A 23,038-nucleotide genomic window follows, 5' to 3' on the forward strand; every position below is an offset into this window, starting at 1 on the left:
CCCCCCCCCCCCGGAGCCGCAAACCGGATTTTCGTCGCCATTCCGTCCTAATACAACGAACGGATTGGATCCCTCCCTCGGGTTTGCTCTAGCCTCCGGCTGGACGGTGAGGGAGGGGCGGGCATGGGTGGTCGGCGCGTGCCTTTCGTCCGTCGTGACCTCCCGCTACCGGTGAGTCGGCCCACCCCTTCGCCCCACCGCCACGTCACCCCCGCGATCACCGCTGATATCGCTCCCAGGGCCGTCCGGGTGACGGCGGTAACCGGCGCGACCGATGTCGCATCGACCGCCGTACGGATAATCTCCTCGGGGAAGCGCACGCCTGGGCTCCGGGGGCGGGAGAGGTAAGGCGGATGACGGCAACGCTGCGGCGTCAGGGCACTCTCGTGCCACTGCTCGCGTTCGCGTTGGCCACCGCCGGCGTACTGGTGGGCAGCCACGTCCTGGACACCGGTATCCCCGCGCTCGACGCGCCGGCGCCGCACCCCGCCTGGTTCGCGATCGCGGTCGGCGTGGTGATCGCCGCCCAGCTGCCCATGCTGCGGGTACGCGTCGGCACTGGCGCGATCGGGCTGGCCTGGGGCGAGTCGGCGGTCGTCATCCTCTGCGTGCTGCTGCCGGCGGCCTGGGTGCCGCCGGTGACGCTGGTCGGCGTCGGGTTGGCCCGCGTGATCCAGGTACGGCGCCGGGACCTGCCCGTACGGAGTTCGGCGGTGTGGGGCACCGGTGTGCTCACGCTCGCCAGCGGTGCGGCCGCCGCCGCGGCCAACCTCCTCACCGTGACCTACCGGCATCCGCTCACCCCGCGGCTGGCGGCGGCGCTGTTCCTGGCCGCCGGCGGGTACGCCGTCACCAGCCTCGGCGTGGTCTCGTGGCGGGTGGCGCGCCGCAACGGCGATCCGTTCCCGCCGGTACTGCGCAGCGCCAACGCCAGCAAGCTGCCGATGGTGATCGGCAACGTGGCGGTCGGTCTGCTCGTCGTCGGCCTGTACGGGGTGAACCCACGCTGGCTGGCGCTGCTGCCACCCGCGCTGTGGCTGCTGCACCGGGCGTACGCGTACCGGCTGCGCATCGACGACGAACGGCGCAACTGGCAGACGTTCGCGGACGCGACGCGCCAGCTCAACCGGCTCGACGACGAGGGGACGATCCGGGCCGGCATCGAGTGCGCGCTGCGCCTGTTCGACGGCGAGTGGGCCCGGTTGTCGCTGATCACGCCGGGCGGCGCGGTCCGGGCGTACGCGGGTTCGCGCGACGGCGAGGTCGAGGGGTGGGAGTGCGGCGACGCCGACGAGCCCGGCACCGTCGCGCGCGACCTCTCCGTGGCCGGGGTGCACGTCGGTGAGCTGCGGATCCGCCTGCGACTGCCGGACCGGATGGGCTCCCGCGACCGGCTCATGTTCGCCGCGTACGCCGATGCCCTCGCCGGGGCGCTGCACGACGCCGCGAGCCACGAGCAGTTGCGGGAGATGGGGGAGCGCAGCACCCGCGATCTCATCCATGACTCGCTCACCGGGCTGACCAACCGCGTCGGGTTCCTGACCTCCGGCGACCGGCTGCTGCGGGAGCTGCCCGCCGGTACGCCGGTCGCCCTGCTGCTGCTCGACCTGGACCGCTTCAAGGAGGTCAACGACACCCTTGGCCACGGCGCGGGTGACGTGCTGCTGCGGATCGCCGGCTCGCGGCTGGGCGAGGCGCTCGGCCCCGGCGAGCTGCTGGCCCGGTTGGGTGGCGACGAGTACGCGCTGCTGCTGCCGGAGCTGTCCGGCGGCGGGATCGAACCGCCGCGGTGGCTGGTCACCGATCACCCGGACGAAGTGGTGTACGCCCTGGTCCGGGCCCGCGCCCTGGTCCGCGGCCTCGCCGTCCCGACCGAGGTGGCCGGGGTCCAGCTCTCGGTCGAGGCGTCCGTCGGCGTCGCCGTCGGGGTCGCCGGCTCGGTCGACCTGACCGAGCTGCTGCGCCGCGCCGACATCGCGATGTACCAGGCCAAGCGCGGCGGGGTGCGGGTCGGCTGGTACGACGCGGCCCGGGACCTGGCCAGCACGGACCGGCTGTCGCTGCTGGCCGAGGTGCGCGAGGCGCTCGCCGTCGACGATCAGCTCACGCTCGTCCTGCAGCCGGCGGTCCGGCTCGGCGAAGGCGGCGGCGTCACCGGCGTCGAGGCGCTCGTACGGTGGAACCACCCCCGTCGGGGCACTCTGATGCCCGACGACTTCGTGACCGTCATCGAGCACAGCGAGCTGCTCGGTGACTTCACCCGGTACGTGCTCGACCGCGCGCTCGCCGTCGCGGCGGGCTGGGCCACCGAAGGCCTCGACGTACCCATCGCGGTCAACCTGTCGCCGCGCAGCCTGCTGGACGCGACCCTGCCGGCCGACATCGCCGCGCTGCTCGACCTCCACGGCGTCCGGCCGGACCGGCTGGTCCTGGAGATCACCGAGACCGTGGTGATGAGCGAGCTGAGCGTCATCGACGATGTGCTCTCCGCGCTGCGCGAGCTGGGCGTCCAGTTCGCCGTCGACGACTTCGGCACCGGGTACTCGTCGTTGACGTTCCTGACCCGGGTGGCCGTCGACGAGGTGAAGATCGACCGGGCGTTCGTCCGTGGCATGGTCGAGTCCGCCGGCGCCGCCGCGATCGTACGGACCACTGTGGACCTCGCCCACCGCCTGGGCCTGCGGGTCATCGCGGAGGGTGTGGAGACCGCCGAGCAGCGTGCGGTGCTGACCGCGCTCGGCTGTACCGGTGCGCAGGGCTACTTCTTCCACCCGCCGATGCCGCCCGAGCGCATCGTCGAGGTGCTGCACGGGCTGACCGACGCCGAGGTCGTCCCGCTGCGCCAGGAGGGCGCCGGCTGACGGCTGCCGGCGATCTTGGTGGCGCGTAGGGTGGACCCATGGCCAACCGACTGGCGGACGCCACCTCGCCCTACCTCCGGCAGCACGCCGACAACCCGGTCGACTGGTGGCAGTGGGGCCCCGAGGCGTTCGAGGAGGCCCGGCGCCGCGACGTACCGGTGCTGATCTCTATCGGGTACGCGGCCTGCCACTGGTGCCACGTCATGGCCCACGAGAGCTTCGAGCACGAGGGCGTCGCCGCCGTGGTCAACGAGGCGTGCGTACCGATCAAGGTCGACCGCGAGGAGCGCCCCGACATCGACGCGGTCTACATGACCGCGACGCAGGCGATGACCGGCCAGGGCGGCTGGCCCATGACGGTCTTCGCGACCCCCGACGGCGAGCCGTTCTTCTGTGGCACCTACTTTCCCCGCCCCAATTTCGTGCGCCTGGTCCAGTCGGTGGCCGAGGCGTGGCGCGACAACCGCGAGGCGGTGCTGAAGCAGAGCTCCGCGGTCGTGGAGGCGATCGCCCGCGCCAGCGGCATGGGCCTCCCCACCGGGCCGATGACCGCCCAGGTGCTCGACTCGGCCGCCGCGTCCCTGTCGCGGGAGTACGACGAGCGGTACGGCGGGTTCGGCGACGCGCCCAAGTTCCCACCGCACATGAACCTGCTGTTCCTGCTGCGCCACCACCAGCGCACCGACTCGGAGCGGTCGCTGGAGATGGTGCGGGGGACCTGCGAGGCGATGGCCCGCGGCGGCATCTACGACCAGCTCGGCGGCGGCTTCGCCCGGTACAGCGTCGACCGCACGTGGACGGTGCCGCACTTCGAGAAGATGCTCTACGACAACGCGCTGCTGCTGCGCGCGTACGCGCACCTGTGGCGGCTGACCGGCGACGAGCTTGCGCTGCGGGTGGCCCGGGAGACCGCGGACTTCCTGCTCGGCTCGATGCGTACCGGCGAGGGCGGCTTCGCGTCCGCCCTGGACGCCGACACCGACGGCGTCGAGGGGCTGACGTACGTGTGGACGCCGGCCGGGCTGGCCGAGGTGCTCGGTGACGACGATGCCGCCTGGGCGGCCAGGGTCTTCAACGTCACCGAGGAGGGGACGTTCGAGCACGGTACGAGCGTGCTGCAGTTGCCCGTCGACCCCGAGGACGGGGAGCGTTTGGAGCGGGTGAAGGCGCTGCTGCTGGACGCCCGCGCGGGCCGTCCGCAGCCGGACCGGGACGACAAGGTCGTCGCCTCGTGGAACGGGCTCGTGGTGACCGCGCTGGTCGAGTACCTGGCGATCGCGGGGGAGCGGGAGTCCAACGCGCTGGCGCTGGAGGCGGCGATGGTGCAGGCCGGCAACGTCCTGGTCGACCACATCGTCGACGGCCGGCTGCGCCGGGTGTCGCTGGGCGGGGTCGTCGGCGAGCCGATGGGCGTACTGGAGGACTACGGCGCCGTGGCCGAGGCGTTCTGCGCGCTGCACCAGTACTGCGGCGAGGGCCGCTGGCTGGAGTTGGCCGGCCAACTGCTCGACCATGCCCTGGAGCACTTCGCCGACTCCTCGGGCGGGTTCTACGACACCGCCGACTACGCCGAGCGCCTGGTGACCCGGCCGTCCGACCCGACCGACAACGCCACCCCGTCGGGCTTGTCGGCGCTGCTGGCGGCGCTGACCGCGTACTCGGCGCTGACCGGTGACAAGCGGTACCGCGACACGGCGGAGCTGGCGCTGACCAAGGTGGCCGCGCTGGCGGCGCAGCACGCGAGGTTCGCCGGGTACTCCTGCGCGACCGGTGAGGCGCTGCTGTCGGGCCCGTACGAGATCGCCATCGCCGGCCCCGTCGGGGAGGCCGAGCCGATGATCGAGGCAGCGTGGCGGGCGGCGCCCCCGGGCGCGGTCATCGTTGCCGGCGAGCCGGACGCGCCGGGGGTACCGCTGCTCGTGGGCCGTCCGGCGCTCAGCGGGAAGCCCACGGCGTACGTGTGTCGCGGGTTCGTCTGCGACGCGCCCGTGACGACCGTGGACGAGCTGGTCGCCAAGCTGTCGTAGGTGCTCTTCGTGATCCTGGACTCCCGCGTCGGGTGTCCGGGATCGGCGCGTCATCCGTCCTGTTCGCTGCCAGCGAACACAATGGCGCTCCGGTTGGTGCAACGATGTAAGCATGTAATCAATGCACCGGAGGAGGAGGCCGCCATGAGGAAAGAGCACTGGGGGATGGGCGCCGGTTGGAGCCGCGGCGGCCGTACGGAGCCGCCGCCCGCCGACGACGCCCCGGCCTGGATCGCGGGGGCGCTGCCCGATGACTGGTTCACCGGTACACCGGAGATCAGCATCGACCGGGATGAGATCGTCATCGTGGGCCGGCTGCCCGAGCCGACCCTCGCGCAGGACGCCGCCGACGCCGACCGGGCAGCGGCCGAACAGGGCAGGATCGCATCGTTCCGGGAGTCGACCCGGGACCGGCGGGTCGCCATCGCCCGGCAGCTCGAGCACCGGTACAGGCGCAAGGTCGGCTGGGGGGCGGCGGCCGGCGGCACCCGTGAGCTGTTCACGACGCTGTCCGCTCCGGTGATGACCCGGCTGCGCCAGGACGACCGCCAGGTCCTGGACACGCTCGTCGCCGCCGGCGTCGCGCGCTCGCGCTCGGACGCGCTCGGCTGGTGCGTGAACCTGGTCGGTCAGCACGCCGATGCCTGGCTGGCGGAGCTGCGCGCCGCCATGGGTGCGGTCGATGAGCTGCGCCGCCGCGGCCCGGAGCTTTAGGGCGACCCGTGCCGGTAAGCGGCCCGGAGCTGTAACGGAGTGTCCGGGGCGCGGTAGTCTTTGCGCCGATGAATTCCCACACCGGTCTGCCCGTTGTCGGCATGGTCGGCGGCGGTCAGCTCGCTCGGATGACCCACCAGGCCGCGATCGCGCTCGGCCAGTCCCTCCGGGTTCTCGCTACCTCGCCCGCCGACGGCGCCGCCTTGGTCACCCCCAACGTCGCCCTCGGCCACCACACCGACCTCGCCGCGCTGCGCGAGTTCGCCAAGGAGTGCGACGTGGTCACGTTCGACCACGAACACGTACCGGGCGAGCACATCCGTGCGCTGGCCGCCGAGGGCGTCACGGTGCTGCCCGGCGCCGACGCCCTCCGGTACGCCCAGGACAAGCGCGCCATGCGCGAGCGCCTCTCGTCGCTCGGACTTCCCGTTCCCCGGTGGCGCGCGGTCTCGTCGCCGTCCGATATCGCCGACTTCGCCGCAGAGGTCGGCTGGCCGGTCGTCGCCAAGGCCGTCCGCGGCGGGTACGACGGGCGCGGTGTCTGGATGCTGGGTCCTGACGACCCGGCGCCCGACACCGAGTTGATCGTCGAGGAGAGGGTGCCGCTGCGCCGGGAACTCTCCGCCGTCGTGGCCCGGTCGCCGTTCGGGCAGGTCGCCGCGTACCCGGTGGTGGAGACCGTGCAGCGCGACGGCATCTGCGTCGAGGTGCTGGCCCCGGCGCCGAACCTGTCGGAGGACCTGGCCTGCGCCGCGACGCGGTTGGCGATCGACGTGGCGACCGAGCTCGGCGTCGTCGGCATCCTCGCAGTCGAACTGTTCGAGACGGCCGACGGCCTGGTGGTCAACGAACTGGCGATGCGCCCGCACAACTCCGGGCACTGGACGATCGAGGGCGCCCGTACCTCGCAGTTCGAGCAGCACCTGCGCGCCGTGCTCGACTACCCGCTGGGCGACACGTCGCTGGCGGCCCCGGTGGTCGTGATGGCCAACGTGCTGGGCGGCACCGAGGGCGGCATGTCGATCGACGAGCGCCTGCACCACCTGTTCGCCGCCGAGCCGGGCGCGCGCGTCCACCTGTACGGCAAGGAGGTCCGCCCCGGCCGCAAGATCGGGCACGTGACCGTGCTCGGCGATGACCTTGACGACGTACGGGCGCGTGCGGCGCGGGCCGCCCGCTGGCTGACCGAGGGTGGGGACCCGCATGCCTGACGTTGGCGTGATCATGGGCAGTGATTCGGACTGGCCGGTCATGAAGGCCGCCGCCGAGGCGCTCGCCGAGTTCGACGTGCCGTTCGAGGCACACGTCGTGTCCGCGCACCGGACGCCCGAGAAGATGATCGAGTACGCGCACAGCGCCGCCTCGCGTGGCCTTCGCGTCATCATCGCCGGCGCGGGTGGCGCCGCGCACCTGCCGGGCATGGTCGCCTCGGCGACGCCGCTGCCGGTGATCGGCGTGCCGGTGCCGTTGAAGTACCTCGACGGGATGGACTCGCTGCTGTCGATCGTGCAGATGCCGGCCGGGGTGCCGGTCGCCACGGTGTCGGTCGGCGGCGCCCGCAACGCCGGCCTGCTCGCGGTACGCATCCTGGCCGCGTCGGACGAGGCGCTGCGGTCGAGGATGGCGGCGTACCAGGAGGACCTGAAGCGCCTGGTGGCCGAGAAGGACGCCGCGCTCCAGTCGGAGATCGTGGACAGCTAGACCGGTAGACCGGCTGTAGGCGGCCTCACTGTCCACGATCGCGGAGATGGGGTCAACGCAGGCGGTCGAAGGCGCCACGCAGTCGCGCCACGTTGTGACGGCGCTTCTCGTACGTCGCACCCAGGCTGATCAGCAGCGCACCGGCCGCGCTGAACAGCAGGAGCAGCACCCACCAGGGCAGCATCGCGGACAGCCGCAGCAGTTCGTGCAGCGTCGCGACGGCCGTGACCGCGCTGCCCACCACGACCGGCGCCTTCTGCCGGCGGACGCTGCCCACCGCCAGGGTCAGTACCCCGGCGACGATCACCAGTACCCGGCGCGCGGGAGCGCCGTCCGCCATCAGGACCAGGGCCAGGCTGGGCGCGAAGCCGGCGACCAGGGCGGGCCCGTATGCCAACCAGCTACCCAGGTCGGGCCGGCGGCGCAGCTCGAAGACGCCGACGAGCAGGGCGAACACGGCAAACGGCAGGCTGTACGCCTCGGGCAGCTCTACCCGGCCGGTGCTCATCAGCAGCCACACGCCGACGACCTCGGCCGCGGCCGCCGCGAAGATCAGACCTTGCAGGTACTTCTCCGGCCGGCCGGGGCGCAGCGCGGCCAGGCCGAGGATGGCGCCGAGCGCGGTGCAGGCCAGCGCGGTGTAGCGGGTGTTGTCCGAGGTCAGCACGAGCGCCCCGACCAGCCCGAGGAGAGCGGTCGCCTCGATGACCGTGGCCTCCGTGTCGACCGAGACGGTGGGCCGCAGCCGGGGCAGCGTCGCCGCCAGCGCGACGGCGATCGCGGCCACGCCGAGCAGCGGGAACGCCGCCGAGCGGGCGGGGTGGCCGGCGGCCAGGCTGGCGGCGAAGGCGAGTAGTTGGGCGGTACCCACGGCCACGTGCCAGCCGATCATCCGGGCGAGCGGGTACCGGCCCCAGAGCGCGCCGATCGCGCCGACCACCACCGAGCCCGCGAGGGCCTGGATCGTCATCGACCGGGTCGCGAGGCTGCCGACCTGCCCGGCGATCGCGGCGAGCACGGCCAGCGCGAACACCAGCCGCCGCGCCGTCCGCAGCGGCCCGCCCTCGATGCTGTCCGGGGCCGGCGGCAGGGTCAGCGCCAGGCTCAGCCCGCACAGCGTCGTCACCAGCAGGGCGAACGTCGCCTGGAGATGGTCGAGGTGCGCGGCGGTGGGGATGAGCAGCAGGGTCAGGGCGGCACCTGGTACGACCACCGCGACGGTCCGGTTCGCGACCTGCTCGCGTGACCCGCCCAGCCCGAGGGCGGCGAGGGCGGCCGCGAAGGTCAGCACGGCCATCGTGATCACGTCGGTCGCGTGCGCCTTCCAGCCGTTGAACGACGCCAGGTTGCCCGCGCCGGTCTGGGTAGAGGTCCACGGGTGCAGCCCGAAGTGGTACGGGCCGAAGAGGACGGCGACGAGCGGCAGCGCCACGGCGGCCACCGCGATCGCGGCCGGTACGGCGCTCGCGGCCGCCGCGCCGCCCCCGAAGCCGATCGGCTCACCGGCCGGGCGCCAGCGGCCCATACCGAGCCAGCCCCGCCCCGGCATCCACTGGTCGAACCGCGGTCCGCGGCCCGGGCTCCAGTCGGCCACCGGCTGCCAGCCGTCCTCCGGGCGCCAGCCGATCCGGCGTACCGCGCCGACCCGCATCAGCTCGGCCAGCACGCCGAGCAGGGCGCCGGTCGCCCCGTACAGCCCGAGGGGCAGCCGGTGCGGCAGTGCCGCCAGCGCGGTCGCCGTGCAGGCGACGGCCACCGCGGCCGTCAGGTACGGCAGGAAGCCGGGCGTACGCCAGCAGGCCAGCCCGGTCACGACCAGCGAGAGGCTGGTGGCGGCGAGGGCGCCGGCGAGCACCACCGGCGTCGGGTGGTGGCCGCCGGCGGACAGCGCGGCCGCGGCGCCGGTGAACGAGAGCACCGCGGCGGCGACGGCGCCGCCGCCGACGGGTACCAGATGAGCCCGTCCGACGCGGTCGTCGGCCAGCCGGACCCCGGCGAGCGCCGCGACGAGCGTGCCGACGAGCGCGATGCTCTGCAGGGTCGCGGCGGTGGACGCGGGCCGTACCAGGCTGGCCGCGGCGGTGTACAGCGCGAGCAGCCCGGCGACGCCGACGCGGGTGTACGCCACCCGTGGCAGGTCGGCCAGGCACGCGGCCACCCCCAGCCCGGTGATGGCCAGCAGGCCGACCACCATCGGCGACCACCAGGGCAGCCCGAGCGCGACCGGGGCGACGACGGCGGCGAGCCCCATCGCGACGGTCGCGATGTCCTCGCCCTGTGGGCGCGGTACGACGATCACCGCCGCCAGGGCGATCAGCAGCAGCGCCACCGGCGCCTGCCACCCGTACGGGGTGTACTGCGCCGAGGTGTGCCCCCAGGCCGGGCCGAGGTCGGCCTGCCAGACCGGGTTGGCCGCGTGGATCACGCCGGCCGCGGCACCGAGAGCGGCCGCGCCGCTGGCCGCCGCGATCACCGCTCCGATGGCCATCTCGCCGGCGACCGGGCCGCGCCGCTGCCGCGCCGGCAGCCGCCGGACCGCGGTGGCGACGGCGACCACGAGCACCGCCGTCGTCACCAGCCCGATACCCGGTACGGCCAGCGCGAGTACCCGTGCCAGGGCCGCCGTGGCGCTGGCGGTGACCGCCGCGGCGGCGATGTCGTTGCCGTCGAGATCCTGGCCGAACACGATCCGCGAGCCGAACGAGGGCGCGGTCCAGAGCAGGATCGCACCGGTCGCCAGCAGGATGCCGACGGCCATGTCGATGACGGTCGTGCCGCGGCCCGCCAGCGCCCCGATGGCCACCGCGAACGCGCCGAGCGAGGTACCGAGCAGCAGTGGCCGGCTCTCGCGGCGGCCGGACACGAGCCGGTAGGCCGAGTACCCGAGGGTGCCCGACACGGCGACGAAGCCACCGGCGAGAACCAGGGACGCGTTGGCGCCGGGGAAGACCCCCTCGCGTACCAGCGAGGCGAGCCCGGCGCAGACGGCACCGGGCAGCGCGAACGCCGCACCGCCGGCGGCCCACTCGCCGACGCGCTGCCCCACCAGCTCCGCCTGCGGGTCGGTACGGGGTGGCCGCAGCGTCGCGATCACGTACCCGCCGAGCGTGATCGCGGCCAGCGTGAACGACGTCGCGGCCGGGTGGGTGAGCCCGGTGAGGGCGGCGTACCCGCCGAGAACCCCGGCGGCGGCCACGAAGCCGTTCGCGGCCTCCTCGTCGCGCGCGGTCAGCCCGCTCGCGCCCACCGCGACGGCGGCGATCACGAGCACGGCGGGCGTGACCACCCAGTTGAGGTGCCAGGCGGCGGGCATCGTGAGTATCGTGAGGACACCGCTGGCGAGCGCGGCGTTGACGCGGAGCGAACCGGGTAGCGCGAGCGCCGCCGCGAGGGTGAGCAGTGCGCCCGCCACGACCAGTTGCCACCCGGTCGGCCCGGCCGCGTCGCCGATCCTTTGCGCGTACCCGGGGAGGTCGGCGCGCCACCACGGGTACGCGGCCTTGACCGGGGCCACGATCGCCGGTACCGCCTGGGCGAGCAGCACCAGCCCGGTGACCGCCGCAGCGACGCCGCTGGCCAGCCGCGGACCGGTACGGGCGGCCGTCGGCAGCAGGGGTACGACCACGGCGGCGACCGCGACCGCGAGGGCGGCGAACAGCAGCGCCCGGCCGGGCAGCGCGACCATGCCGACCCGGGTGACCGCGACGACGACCGCGAGGGTGGCCAGCCCTCCGGCGAGGTCGGGCAGCGGGTTGCGCCGCCAGGTCAGCGCGCCGGCCAGGCCCAGCCCGGCGGCGAGCAGCAGGACCAGCGCGGCGCGTACCGCGGGTCCGGGTGTGGTGGCGGTGGTGAGGGCGACGGTGGCGTACGCCAGTGACGCTCCGAACGCGACGGTGAACAGTACCCAGGTCAGGTCGCGCAGGATGGCCGGCGCCTGGACGGCCGGGGCCGGCTCGGTCAGCGTCGGGGTCGGCGCCGGCTTCGGGGCGGGCTCCGGTCGGGTGGGGAAGTCGGACGAGGTCTTGACGTCCTCCGGCTCCTCCGGGGCGCTCTCCGGGCGTACCGGGGGCGTGCCGTCGTCGACCGGTTCGGGCTCTTCGTGGTGCGGCCGGTGCAGGCGTACCGGCCGGACGAAGCCGGCCAGGGTGGCGAACCGGCCGGGGCGGGTGAGGCTGATGCCGAGGGCCAGGTCGAGCGCGGTGACCCCGGCCAGCGCGAGCCCCCAGCCGGCCGGGCCGGAGATCCAGTCGTACCCGAGCAGCGGCAGGACCGGCTGCAGGACCAGGACCGTGGCGTACCGGGGTGCGATGAGGTGGCTCGCGCCCCGGTAAGCGGTCGCGATGGCGGCCGTGGCGAGGCAGACGAATCCGAAGTAGACCGGTGTCGAGATGAACGACGCCCCGAGCAGCCCCAACGACCAGGTGACGTACCCGTCGAGCAGGACCATCAGCAGCCCGACCGAGGCGATGGTCTCGGCGGTGGCGACGAGGCCGCGGACGGCCAGCCGTACCGGCAGCATGAGCAGGATGAACGTGGCGAGGGTGAGCAGGGCGACCCGCCCCATCGAGCCGAGGCTGCCGAACCCGAAGACCGCGAGCACGACGGCGGCGCCGGCCAGCAGCAGGCCGCCGACGGCCAGCAGCGCGCTCTGGGAGGTCGCGGTGGTGGTCTCCGCGCCGCCGACGCGCCCCGGCCCGGTCACCGGCGGGCGGGGCGTCCGGGGGCTGCGGGTCTCGACCTTCGGCGGGGCGTCGGCCAGCACACCGGGCAGGCGTCCGGCGATGGCGGGCGGAAGCCCTCCGGTGCGCCGCGGCCGACCGGCCTGCGCCGGCTCACCCGATCGCTCACCTGCCTCGCCCGGCTCGCCCGCGCGGGCGGGCCGCTCACCCGGGCGCCCGGGTGGCGCACCGCCCGGCGGTGCCGTGGGCGGGGCTGTCCTGTGTGGTGCCGCCCCGGAGGTCGGTGTCGCGCCGGGAGCCGGTGCCGCGCCAGCGGTCGGCTGTTCCGGCTCGGCACCCGTGGACTCGTCCACGGAGTCGGTGACGGGATCGGTATCCCCGCGGCGCGTGATGCGGGAGCGCAGCGAGCGGCCCTGGCCGCGGCCGGCGCCCTCCCGGTCGAACTTGGCGCGTACCCGTCTGGCGAGGGAGTCGCGCTGCGCGGACGCGTGCGCGAGCTGCGTCTTCAGCAGCAGTTGGTCTTTTTCGTACTGGCGCTTCTTGGCCTCGAGCGCGGCCACGGTCCGTTTGAACATGGCCAGCGCGGCGACGTCCTGGTCGTACGGGCTGCCGCAGCGGCGGCACCCCTCGTCCCGTGTCACCGTGCCACCGCAGACCGGACACTGATAGGTGTCCACGCCGCTCCCTCCCGCCGGACGGGTGTGTCAGCACCCGGCGCCTCTTACGGGAGTTTCCCGTACGCGAGGCTTCCACAGAAGGATTCTGCGTGTTTCGGCGGTCTTCCGCGCGTCACGATCATAAATGTGTCCGCCACGATCGGTGATCGATCGTGGCGGACACAGGCGTGAGGGTCAGGAGAAGACGGGGCGACCCATGCCGCGGTACTCCCAGCCGGCGGCGGTCCACACGACCGGATCGAGGCAGTTCCGTCCGTCGATCACCTTGCGGCCGGCGACGAGCTCGCCGAGCGCCTGCGGGTCGGCGTTGCGGAACTCCTCCCACTCCGTGAGGACGCAGACCAGGTCCGCGCCGGCGACCGCCTCGGTCAGCGCCTTGGTGTAGGAGACGTCGCCGACCTCGCGCTTGGCGTTCTCCATGCCCTCGGGGTCGTACACGTTCACCTGCGCGCCGGAGCGGGCCAGCTTGCGCACGATCGACAGGGCCGGCGAGTCGCGGACGTCGTCGGAGTTGGGCTTGAAGGTGGCGCCGAGCACGGCGACGCGGACGCCGGACAGGTCCGGGCCGGCCGGGCCGTACGGGCGCTCGAGCAGCTCGGCGGCGAGCTGGACGACGCGCTGGCGGCGCCGCTGGTTGATCAGGTCGACCTCGTGCAGGAAGCGCAGCGCCTCGCCGGCGCCCAGCTCCTGGGCGCGGGCCTGGAACGCGCGGATGTCCTTGGGCAGGCAGCCGCCGCCGAAGCCGACGCCGGCACGCAGGAACTTGTTGCCGATGCGGGGGTCGTACCCGATGGCGCGGGCCAGCAGGGTCACGTCCGCGCCGGCGGCCTCGCAGACCTCGGCCATCGCGTTGATGAACGAGATCTTCGTGGCCAGGAACGCGTTCGCGGCCACCTTGACCAGCTCGGCGGTGGCGAAGTCGGTCACGACCACCGGAACCTCGCGGTCCTCGGTCATGGCCAGGTCGAAGACACCCTTGTGCGCGGCGTAGAGCATGGCGTTGGCCCACTCGCTCCGGACGCCGACGATGATGCGATTGGGCCGCAGCACGTCCTCGACGGCGAAGCCCTCCTGGAGGAACTCCGGGCTCCACGCGACCTCGACGCCGGCGTCGGCGGGCGCGTGCCGGCGGACCAGCTGCTCGATCCACTCGGCGGTGCCGACCGGTACCGTCGACTTGCCCACGATCAGCGCCTTGCGCTTCAGGTGCGGGGCGAGGTTGGTCACGGCGCTCTCGACGTACGAGAGGTCGGCGGCCATGCCGTCGGCCCGCTGCGGCGTACCCACGCAGATGAAGTGCACGTCACCGAAGTCCGCCACCTCCTCATAGGACGTGGAGAAGCGGAGCTTGCCGGAGGCGAGGTTCTTTCGGAGCAGCTCGTCCAGGCCGGGCTCGTGGAACGGCACCTGACCCTCGGAGAGCATCGCGATCTTCGCCTTGTCGACGTCGAACCCGAGGACCTCGTACCCCAGTTCGGCGAAGCAGATCGCGTAGGTGGCACCCAGGTAGCCGGTACCGAGGAAGGTCAGACGCGGACGCGCGGCACCGGACGGCGGCGTCACCGCGGCGGGCGTCGTGCTGGGGTATGGGATCGTCACGCGGCATCTCCGTTGGTGTGATGGGCGTCGGCGCACAAGGGTGTCGCGCGGGGCCGCTCGAGGTCAATATATCTGACGGGTACCTGGACAAACGTCGTCAATATTGCGTTTATCGCCACAGACGGCGTAGCACGGTGGTCGACCGCCACGTCGCTCGGGCGAGGATAGTCCCACCCGGCCGACCGCGCCGGTAGCCCGTGGTTACCCGTCGGTATCCTGACAGCCGCCCACGTCGTTTCGGGAGGCTACAGCCATGGCGGATTCGCAGTTCGACGCATACCAACTGCCCGAGGAGCACGAGGCGATCCGGGAGGCGGTGCGGGCGGTCTGTGAAGGCAAGGTCGCTCCCAACGCCGCGACCGCCGACGAGACCGGTGAGTTCCCCCAGGCGTCCTACGATGCGCTGCGGGCCGCCGACTTCCACGCCCCGCACATCCCCGTCGAGTACGGGGGAGCCGGCGCCGACGCGCTCGCCACGGCGATCGTGATCGAGGAGGTGGCGCGGGTGTGCGCCTCATCCTCTCTGATCCCGGCGGTCAACAAGCTCGGCACCATGCCGCTGCTGCTGTCCGCCTCCGAGGAGCTCAAGCGCCAGTACCTGACGCCGGTGGCGTCCGGGGAGGCGATGTTCTCGTACTGCCTGACCGAGCGTGAGGCGGGCAGCGACGCCGCGTCCATGAAGACCCGCGCCGAGCGTGACGGCGATCACTACGTGCTCAACGGCGTGAAGTGCTTCATCACCAACGCGGGTGTCTCCGAGTACTACACCGTGTTCGCGGTGACCCAGTCGGGCATCGGCGCGCGCGGCATCTCGGCGTTCGTGGTGGAGAAGTCCGACGCCGGCGTGAGCTTCGGCGCCCCGGAGAAGAAGCTGGGTATCAAGGGCTCGCCGACCCGCGAGGTGTACTTCGACAACGTGCGCATCCCCGCCTCCCGGATGATCGGGGCGGAGGGCACCGGCTTCGCCACCGCGATGCGTACCCTCGACCACACCCGGGTCACGATCGCCGCACAGGCGGTGGGCATCGCGCAGGGCGCGCTCGACTTCGCCAAGGGCTACATCCAGGAGCGCAAGCAGTTCGGCAAGGCGGTCGCGGACTTCCAGGGCATCCAGTTCATGCTCGCCGACATGGGTATGAAGGTGGAGGCGGCCCGGCAGCTCACCTACACCGCGGGCGGCAAGTCCGAGCGCGGTGACGCCGACCTGACCTACTTCGGCGCGGCGGCCAAGTGCTTCGCCTCCGACGCCGCGATGGAGGTCACCACGGACGCCGTCCAGCTGCTCGGCGGGTACGGCTACACCAAGGACTTCCCGGTGGAGCGCATGATGCGCGACGCCAAGATCACCCAGATCTACGAGGGCACGAACCAGGTACAGCGCATCGTCATGGCCCGGCAGCTGCTCAGGGGTTAGATCGGGGATTCTCAGCGCCTGGGCCACTGCCGGGCCGGCTGATCGAAGCGGCCCTGGCCGGCGACCGGTAGTTCTCGAAGGCCAGGGTGCTCATCACCGGCCCAGGTTAAGGCGTGCGCCACCCAACGCCGCCGTTCGCGGGCGTCGGAGTTCGGCGGCGGGTGGACCGCGAGCTGAATCACCCCCGGCCATGCTTTCGTGGGGCCGGGGGACCGGCTCTTGATAACGTGCGCTGGTCTGGGCCGCCAACCCGCCGCGGGCCGTGAAACGGCCGGCGGGCACGGCAGGGAAAGTCGAAAAGAGCACCTGAGATGTTGGACGGCAAGCCCACTTCGTACTCCCGGGTCACGCTGAGTCGGATCATGACCGCGGTGGACGTGAACCTGTACGGGACCGTCCACGGCGGAGTGATCATGAAGTTCATGGACGACGTGGCCGGTGCCGCCGCCGCCCGGCACTGCGGCGGCACCGCCGTCACCGCGGCGATCGACGAGATCGCCTTCCTCGAGCCGGTCCGTACCGGCGACCTCGTGCACGCCCACGCCCAGGTCAACTGGACGGGCAAGGCGTCGATGGAGGTCGGCGTGCGGCTGGTGGCCGAGCGCTGGGACCGCGCCGAGGACGAGCCGGTCGACGTCGCCACCGCGTACCTCGTCTTCGTGGCGGTGGACGCCGACGGCACGCCGCGGGAGGTCCGGCCGGTGGTGCCGGAGACCGCCGAGGACATCCGCCGGTGGCGGGAGGCAGAGATCCGGCGGGCCCACCGGCTGGCCCGCCGGGAGGCGATCCAGGCGTCGCGCGAGACGGCCGGTCCACCACAATCCTGAGCGCCGTATGTGGCGCGCACCCATGTCTGGTCAACGGCGGCCCGTGCGAGGATGGCCGCTATGACAGGCGAGGTGCTCTGGACGCCACCGGGCGACATACGGGACTGCTCGCGCATCGGCGCGTACCTCCGCTGGCTGTCCGACGAGCGTGGGCTCGACGTCGCCGACTACGCCGCGCTCTGGCAGTGGTCGGTCGACGACCTGCCCGGGTTCTGGCGCTCGATCTGGGACTACTTCGACGTGGTGGCGCACACGGCGCCGAGCGACACGCTGCCCGACGCCCGGATGCCCGGCGCGCGCTGGTTCCCGGACGCCCGGCTCAACTACGCCGAGAACGTGCTGCGCATGCCGGGCATCGGCGACGACGAGCCCGCCGTGATCGCGTACTCCCAGACCCGGGCGCCGGTCACGCTGACCGCGGCGCAGCTGCGCGACGAGGTCCGCCGGGTCCGCGCGGGCCTTGCGCGCCTCGGGGTGGCGGCCGGCGACCGGGTGGCGGCGTACGCCCCGAACATCCCCGAGACCTACGTGCTGATGCTCGCCTCCGCGAGCCTCGGCGCCGTCTTCTCCAGCTGCGCCCCGGAGTTCGGTACCCGCAGCGTGGTCGACCGGTGGCGGCAGATCGCGCCGAAGGTCCTGGTCGCCGTGGACGGCTACCGCTACGGCGACAAGGCGGTCGACCGGACCGGTGAGGTGGCCGCGATCCGGGAGGCGTTGCCGTCGCTGGAGCACACGGTGATGCTGTCCTACCTGGACGGCGACCGCCCGGACGGCTGGGCGGAGCTCGCCGGGCCGACCGATGAGCCGCTGAGCTTCGCGCCGGTACCGTTCGACCACCCGCTGTACGTCCTGTACTCCTCGGGTACCACCGGACTGCCCAAGCCGATCGTGCACGGTCACGGCGGGATCCTGGTCGAGCACCTCAAGATGCTGGCCCTGCACCACGACCTCGGCCCCGGCGACCGGTTCTTCTGGTTCTCCACCACCGGCTGGATGATGTGGAACTACCTGGCCTCCGGCCCGGCGGTGGGTGCCGCGATCGTGCTCTTCGACGGCAATCCGGCCGCCCCGGACCTCGGTGAACTCTGGCGGGTCGCCGCCGACTCGGGCATGACCTACTTCGGTACCTCGGCGCCGTTCCTGCTCTCCTGCCGCAAGGCCGGCATCGTGCCGCGCGAGCTGGCCGACCTGTCGAAGCTGCGCGGGATCGGTTCGACCGGCGCGCCGCTGCCGCCCGAGGGATTCCGCTGGGTGTACCAGGCCGTGGGCAAGGACCTGCTGCTCGCCTCGGCGTCCGGCGGCACCGACGTGTGCACGGCGTTCGTCGGCGGGGTACCGCTGCTGCCGGTGTACGCCGGGGAGATCTCCTGCCGGTGCCTGGGCGCCCGGGTGGAGGCTTTCGGCCCGGACGGCTCGCCGGTCGTCGGCGAGCTGGGGGAGCTGGTCATCACCGCGCCGCTGCCGAGCATGCCGGTCGGCTTCTGGGGTGACGAGGACGGCTCCCGCTACCGGGAGGCGTACTTCGACGTGTACCCGGGGGTGTGGCGGCACGGCGACTGGATCACCATCGACGCCGAGCGCGGCACCTTGGTGATCACCGGGCGCTCCGACGCCACCCTCAACCGGGGCGGGGTACGCCTGGGCACCGCCGAGTTCTACTCGGTGGTCGAGGGGCTCGACGAGGTCGTCGACTCGGTCGTGGTGCACCTGGAGGACGCGGCCGGCGGCGCCGGTGAGCTGCTGCTGTTCGTGGTCCTGGACTCCGGCCTGGAACTGGACGGCGCGATGCGCGACCGGATCGCCCGCGAGCTGCGTACCGCGCTGTCGCCCCGGCACGTACCCGACGAGATCTTCGGAGTACGGGCGGTGCCCCGGACCCTGTCGGGCAAGAAGCTCGAGGTACCGGTGAAGCGCATCCTCACCGGTACCCCGGTGGAGTCGGCCGCCGCGAAGGGCGCGCTGGTCAACCCCGAGTCGCTGACCGCCTTCGAGCGCTTGGCGGCGGAACGCCGCCCATGATCATCGAGAGTCTGCGGCGCGATCGCGCCGCAAACTCTCGGCGATCATGAGAGGACGTGCGTGATCCGTTCGGCGTCGCGGCGGCGGTCGAGCGTGGTCGGGTCGAGGTTCGCGCAGAGGACGACCGACGCGCCGGCCACGAGCGGGGCGAGCAGCCAGGTCAGCGGATCGGGCGCGGCGGCGGCGTCGACGAGTACCCGGTCGGTCGGGCCGATGCCGCGCGCCGCCGCCAGTTCCCGCGCCGCGCCGCAGAGTTCGGCGTGGGTGGTGCCGTCGGCCAGCGCCGGGTCCGTGTCGCGGACCCGGGTGACCGGTTGGAAGCGGTCGCCGTGGCCGCGCACCTCGGCCACGTAGTCGACGAAGCCGGCCGGCACCTCCCGCAGCGGTAGGGCCATCGGGGCGAGCCCGAGTACGAATCGATCGGGGCCGTCGGGGGCCTCGCCGATCCGGTCGGCGGCGACGAAGGCCACCTCCGCCGCGGTCGGGTTCGTGTGGTCGACCACGAGCCCGGCCGACCACGCGCCCAGCAGGACGGCGGCCGTCTGCCAGTGCGGCGGCAGCACGATGCCGGCGGAGTCGCCGGCCATCAGGCCGCAGCCGTCCACGAGCAGGTTGGCGGTCTTGGCGACCCAGTTCTCCAGCGTCGTACCGGAGAGTTCGGTCCGCTCGCCGGTCGCGTCGTCGTAGAACGTCAGCAGCGGCCGGGTCGGATCCGAGGCGATCGCATCACCAAACGCGGCTGGAACGTTACCAAAACCGTCTTTGGCAGATATAACCACGAGATGCTCCAAAACGGATGAATGGTGGTAGGTGTGAGCGGCGCGGCGGCACGGTCACGGCGACGATACCGGCTGGTCTCGGCGGGGGTCGTGGCCGCGGCGGCGCTGCCGCTGCTGCTGGCCGGCGCCTGGCGCGCGGACCGGGCACCGACGGCCGGGCCCGAACGGGGGGACGGCGACGCGGCCAACCGCGTGGCCGTCCGGGCACGGCCGGAGGCCGGGCAGGCCGGATCGTCGGGGGGCGGGATCGCGCCCGGGGCGGTCCGGCTTCGGCTCGGCCGCTTCGACGCGCCCGCCACGGACGCGGTGGCCGGCTGGGGGGTACCCGACGGGGTGCCGCTCGTGGCCGGCTTCCCCGGGCCGGCCGGAGCACGCACGCTGCGCCTGGCCCGCGAGGGGTTGACGCCGTTCCGCGCGGCCGGCGTGACGTGGACCGGCCCGGCCGACGGGGTCAGCGTCGCCGTACGCTCCCGGACCGGTACGGGGGAGTGGAACTCCTGGCACCTCGCAGCCCCGACGGGCGGCGCCGACGGGGCCGGACCGGGAGCGCGGCAGGGCGCCCAACTGGTCTGGCTCGGCAGTGGCGACGCCGTACAGGTCGCCGTCACGTTCACGGCGGTCGCCACGCCGGACGACGTGAGCGTCGACCTGATCGACCCGCGCGAGGCGCCCGGGGACGCCGTGGCGGTGCCGTCGGTGACCAGTGTCTCGGTCGATGCCTCCCGCGTCGCGCGGCCGCCGATCCACAGCCGGGCGGAGTGGGGGGCCGACGAGCGGCTGATGAACTGGCCTCCGCAGTACGCGTCCGTGGCGCGCGCGCTCGCCGTGCACGACCAGTCGGTCGGCGGCGACTACGCCGAGACCGACGTACCGCGGATCCTGCGGGCGCTGTTCTACTACGACGCGGTCAGCCGGGGCTGGGGCGACCTCGGCGACAACGTGATCGTCGACCGGTTCGGCCGGCTCTGGGAGGGCCGGTACGGCGGCCTGTCGCGCCCCGTCATCGGCGCGCACACGCCCGGACGCAACGCCGGTACCGCGGGGATCGGGGTCCTGGGTGGTCCGCCGCCCACCGACCCGGCCGCATCCGGCCAGGCGACCGACCCCGCCGTCGAGGCCGCCGCCCGGTACGTCGCCTGGAAGCTGTCCATGGGGCCCGCCGTCGATCCCCGCGGTGACGCGACGCTGCCGCCGGTGGCCGGCGCGCCGGCGGGCGGCTCGGCGCCGATCTCGCCGCCCGCGCCGCTGCCGCCGGCCGAAACCGTGACGCAGGCCGCGCCGGCGCCGGTCCCGCCGCAGGCCGCGCCGCCCCCGGTCGCGCAGCCCGCCCCCGACCCGAGGCAGGAGCGCGGGACGCTGCCGTCGGCCACCCCGACGCCGAAGCCGACGGCCCCGGTGGCACCGAAGGTGACGAAGCCGAAGCCGAAGCCGTCGGCGTCGAAGACGACGACCAAGGCGAAGCCGAAGGCGCCGGCGAAGCCCAAGTCCAAGCCGACCCCGCCACCGGTCACCATTCCGCGCGTCTTCACGGCCGGCCAGGCCGTACCCGCGCCCATATTGTTCGCCGTCCGCGACCGCGCGTACGCGCTGATGGGTGGTTGGACGCGGCCGGAGACGATGCGCCGCACGCTCGCCGTGTGGAGCCCGGGGCGCGCCGCCTTCGCCGAACTGGGCGGTGGGGCCGAGGCGTGGGCGGGGCAGCCGGGCGACGTACCGGTACCAGCGGACTACGACGGTGACGGCCAGTTGGACCTGGCGACGTGGTCGCCGGCGACCGGGGCGTGGACGATCCAGAACTCCGGCGGAGGTACCACCGAGCGGTCCGTCCTGGGCCAGCACGGCGACGTGCCGGTACCGGCGGACTACGACGGCGACGGGCGCGCCGAGCCGGCCACGTTCACCCCGGCGACCGCCACCTGGCACGTCCGCGGTGCGGCGGACGTGGTGTACGGCAAGCCCGGTGACCGGCCGGTGCCGGCCGACTACACCGGCGACGGGCGCGCCGACCTGGCGGTCTATCGAGCAAAGAGCGGCCTGTGGGAGATTCAGGGTCTCGGACGGGTGAATCTCGGTTCGCCGTGGCACCTTCCGGTACCGGCCGACTACGACGGCGACGGCAGGATCGAGCCGGCGACCTGGTCGCCGCTGTCGGGCCTGTGGTACCTGCGCGGCAAGCCGCCCGTGCGGTTCGGCAACCCCGGCGACGTACCGGTTCCCGGGCAGTACAACGGTGACGGGAAGGCCGATTTGGCCGTCTGGCGACCGCCGAGCCGTGGGGCGACCACCGGTACCTGGATCGTCCGAGGGGTGGGCAGCTATCCGCTGGGCACCCAAGGTGACGTGCCCACGACCCTCGGGTAACCGTTTTGTCGATTCGGTCGCGGGTACGCGTGTGGACATCGGGCGGTGGGCCCGTAGCAGTAGGCTGACGAACAGATGCCGAACCCCGCGTACCCGCGCGGCGCCCGCTCGGTTTCGCTCCGCTCACGAAGCGGGGTACGGCCGGGTGGTGTCGGGTGGTTGCGCATCGCAACGAGTGCGAGGAGCTGCCCAGTGACCCCCGGCCGCCCGCCCCGCGTGCTAGTCGACGCCACGAGTGTCCCGGCCGACCGCGGAGGGGTGGGGCGCTATGTCGATGGCCTACTCGGCGCGTTGGGCACCATGGACGTCGATCTGGCAGTGGTCTGCCAGCGCACCGACGCGGAGCGTTACGGCAGGCTGCTGCCGTCCGCCAAGGTGATCGCCGCGCCCGCCGCAGCGGCCCATCGGCCGGCTCGGCTGGCGTGGGAGCAGACGGGCCTGCCGCTGCTCGGGCAGCAGGTCGGTGCCCAGGTGCTGCACTCGCCGTTCTATACCTGTCCGTTGCGCACAAACTGTCCGGTTACCGTGACTGTGCACGACGCGACTTTTTTCACGGAACCCGAGCACTACGACAAATCTCGCCGCACGTTCTTCCGGTCGGCGATCAAGACGTCGCTGCGCCGCGCCGCCCGGGTGATCGTGCCGAGCAAGGCCACCCGCGACGAGCTGATCCGGCTGCTGGACGCCGACCCGACCCGCATCGACGTGGCCTACCACGGGGTCGACTCCCACGCCTTCCACGTGCCGAGCGAGGACGAGAAGGCCCGGGTACGCGCGCGGCTCGGCCTCGGTAGCACCGACTACATCGCGTTCCTCGGTGCCAAGGAGCCGCGCAAGAACGTGCCCAACCTGATCCGGGGCTGGGCCGAGGCGGTACGGGACCGCGAGGACCCGCCCGCGCTGGTCATCGCCGGCGGGCAGGGCCACGACGACGAGATCGACCAGGCCGTCAGCGAGGTGCCACCGCACCTGCGCCTGCTGCGCCCCGGGTACCTGCGCTACGCCGACCTGCCCGGGTTCCTCGGCGGTGCGCTGGTCGCGGCCTACCCGTCCTACGGCGAGGGCTTCGGCCTGCCGATCCTCGAGGCGATGGCGTGCGGCGCCCCGGTGCTCACCACCCCGCGGCTGTCGCTGCCCGAGGTCGGCGGCGATGCGGTGGCCTACACCGGCCCCAACTCCGACGAGATCGCCCGTGACCTGAGCGCCCTGCTCGACGACGAGCCGCGCCGGGTCGCGCTGGCCAAGGCGGGGGTCGACCGGGCGAAGGAGTTCACCTGGGAGTCCAGCGCCGAGGTACACCTCGCGGCCTGGGCCCGGGCCCTCGCGGGTAGCGCCGGTGGCATCGCGATCCCGGATCTGTCGAGCCGGTAGCAGGCACAA

General features: G+C 73.2%; 13 protein-coding genes. 10 read left to right on the forward strand and 3 right to left on the reverse strand.

The window, feature by feature from the left end; translation table 11 throughout:
* The first annotated feature begins 353 nt into the window (after positions 1–353).
* From Pme01_RS15470 to purE, 5 genes are all read left to right on the forward strand, one after another.
* Positions 354–2,861, forward strand: a complete 2,508-nt coding sequence (locus Pme01_RS15470) for a putative bifunctional diguanylate cyclase/phosphodiesterase (RefSeq protein ID WP_168116458.1) — start codon at positions 354–356, stop codon at positions 2,859–2,861.
* 38 nt (positions 2,862–2,899) lie between these two features.
* The gene (locus Pme01_RS15475; RefSeq protein WP_168116457.1) at positions 2,900–4,888 is read left to right on the forward strand and encodes a thioredoxin domain-containing protein; all 1,989 of its coding nucleotides are present in this window, start codon (positions 2,900–2,902) and stop codon (positions 4,886–4,888) included.
* 144 nt (positions 4,889–5,032) lie between these two features.
* Complete coding sequence (gene abmR / locus Pme01_RS15480) at positions 5,033–5,602, forward strand: ATP-binding transcription factor AbmR (RefSeq protein WP_239088255.1); 570 nt, start codon at positions 5,033–5,035, stop codon at positions 5,600–5,602.
* A 68-nt stretch (positions 5,603–5,670) separates the two neighbouring features.
* On the forward strand, positions 5,671–6,813 hold the full coding sequence (locus tag Pme01_RS15485) for a 5-(carboxyamino)imidazole ribonucleotide synthase (RefSeq protein WP_168116456.1): 1,143 nt from the start codon (positions 5,671–5,673) through the stop codon (positions 6,811–6,813).
* Positions 6,806–7,303: a 5-(carboxyamino)imidazole ribonucleotide mutase gene (gene purE, locus Pme01_RS15490; protein ID WP_168116455.1), complete on the forward strand. Its 498-nt coding sequence runs from the start codon at positions 6,806–6,808 to the stop codon at positions 7,301–7,303. The genes Pme01_RS15485 and purE overlap by 8 nt, the downstream gene beginning before the upstream one ends.
* 52 nt (positions 7,304–7,355) lie before the next feature.
* Here the strand turns inward: purE and Pme01_RS15495 are convergent, their stop codons facing one another.
* Positions 7,356–12,623, reverse strand: a complete 5,268-nt coding sequence (locus Pme01_RS15495) for an SCO7613 C-terminal domain-containing membrane protein (RefSeq protein ID WP_168116454.1) — start codon at positions 12,621–12,623, stop codon at positions 7,356–7,358.
* A gap of 210 nt (positions 12,624–12,833) precedes the next feature.
* Positions 12,834–14,258 carry a UDP-glucose dehydrogenase family protein gene (locus tag Pme01_RS15500; protein WP_168116453.1) on the reverse strand — a complete coding sequence of 475 codons (1,425 nt, stop codon included), beginning with the start codon at positions 14,256–14,258 and terminating at the stop codon, positions 12,834–12,836.
* Between the two features lie 253 nt (positions 14,259–14,511).
* Here Pme01_RS15500 and Pme01_RS15505 point away from each other — a divergent pair, with 253 nt between their 5' ends.
* The 3 genes from Pme01_RS15505 to Pme01_RS15515 all read left to right on the forward strand — a co-directional run bounded on the left by Pme01_RS15505 (position 14,512) and on the right by Pme01_RS15515 (position 18,518).
* Positions 14,512–15,672 (forward strand): acyl-CoA dehydrogenase family protein, encoded by a 1,161-nt coding sequence (locus tag Pme01_RS15505; protein ID WP_168116452.1) that lies wholly within the window; start codon positions 14,512–14,514, stop codon positions 15,670–15,672.
* Positions 15,673–15,983: 311 nt separating this feature from the next.
* Complete coding sequence (locus Pme01_RS15510; RefSeq protein ID WP_168116451.1) at positions 15,984–16,499, forward strand: acyl-CoA thioesterase; 516 nt, start codon at positions 15,984–15,986, stop codon at positions 16,497–16,499.
* A 60-nt stretch (positions 16,500–16,559) separates the two neighbouring features.
* Positions 16,560–18,518: an acetoacetate--CoA ligase gene (locus Pme01_RS15515; protein ID WP_168116450.1), complete on the forward strand. Its 1,959-nt coding sequence runs from the start codon at positions 16,560–16,562 to the stop codon at positions 18,516–18,518.
* A 44-nt stretch (positions 18,519–18,562) separates the two neighbouring features.
* On the opposite strand, the gene Pme01_RS15520 is transcribed toward Pme01_RS15515, so the two are convergent.
* The gene (locus Pme01_RS15520) at positions 18,563–19,291 is read right to left on the reverse strand and encodes a TIGR03089 family protein (protein WP_168116467.1); all 729 of its coding nucleotides are present in this window, start codon (positions 19,289–19,291) and stop codon (positions 18,563–18,565) included.
* A gap of 39 nt (positions 19,292–19,330) precedes the next feature.
* Here Pme01_RS15520 and Pme01_RS15525 point away from each other — a divergent pair, with 39 nt between their 5' ends.
* Together Pme01_RS15525 and Pme01_RS15530 are read left to right on the forward strand one after the other, a co-directional pair.
* Positions 19,331–21,658: a hypothetical protein gene (locus tag Pme01_RS15525; RefSeq protein ID WP_168116449.1), complete on the forward strand. Its 2,328-nt coding sequence runs from the start codon at positions 19,331–19,333 to the stop codon at positions 21,656–21,658.
* 192 nt (positions 21,659–21,850) lie between these two features.
* Positions 21,851–23,029, forward strand: coding sequence for a glycosyltransferase family 4 protein (locus Pme01_RS15530; protein WP_168116448.1), 1,179 nt, complete (start codon positions 21,851–21,853; stop codon positions 23,027–23,029).
* The last annotated feature ends 9 nt before the right edge of the window (positions 23,030–23,038 follow it).

The organism is Planosporangium mesophilum, from assembly GCF_016863255.1.
Lineage (GTDB): Bacteria > Actinomycetota > Actinomycetes > Mycobacteriales > Micromonosporaceae > Planosporangium > Planosporangium mesophilum.

Bases quoted from the DNA above. Each gene is read 5' to 3' on its own strand.
- Pme01_RS15475 (WP_168116457.1), top strand. From the start codon at position 2,900: ATGGCCAACCGACTGGCGGACGCCACCTCGCCCTACCTCCGGCAGCAC.
- Pme01_RS15505 (WP_168116452.1), top strand. From the start codon at position 14,512: ATGGCGGATTCGCAGTTCGACGCATACCAACTGCCCGAGGAGCACGAG.
- Pme01_RS15485 (WP_168116456.1), top strand. From the start codon at position 5,671: ATGAATTCCCACACCGGTCTGCCCGTTGTCGGCATGGTCGGCGGCGGT.
- Pme01_RS15510 (WP_168116451.1), top strand. From the start codon at position 15,984: ATGTTGGACGGCAAGCCCACTTCGTACTCCCGGGTCACGCTGAGTCGG.
- abmR (WP_239088255.1), top strand. From the start codon at position 5,033: ATGAGGAAAGAGCACTGGGGGATGGGCGCCGGTTGGAGCCGCGGCGGC.
- purE (WP_168116455.1), top strand. From the start codon at position 6,806: ATGCCTGACGTTGGCGTGATCATGGGCAGTGATTCGGACTGGCCGGTC.
- Pme01_RS15470 (WP_168116458.1), top strand. From the start codon at position 354: ATGACGGCAACGCTGCGGCGTCAGGGCACTCTCGTGCCACTGCTCGCG.
- Pme01_RS15515 (WP_168116450.1), top strand. From the start codon at position 16,560: ATGACAGGCGAGGTGCTCTGGACGCCACCGGGCGACATACGGGACTGC.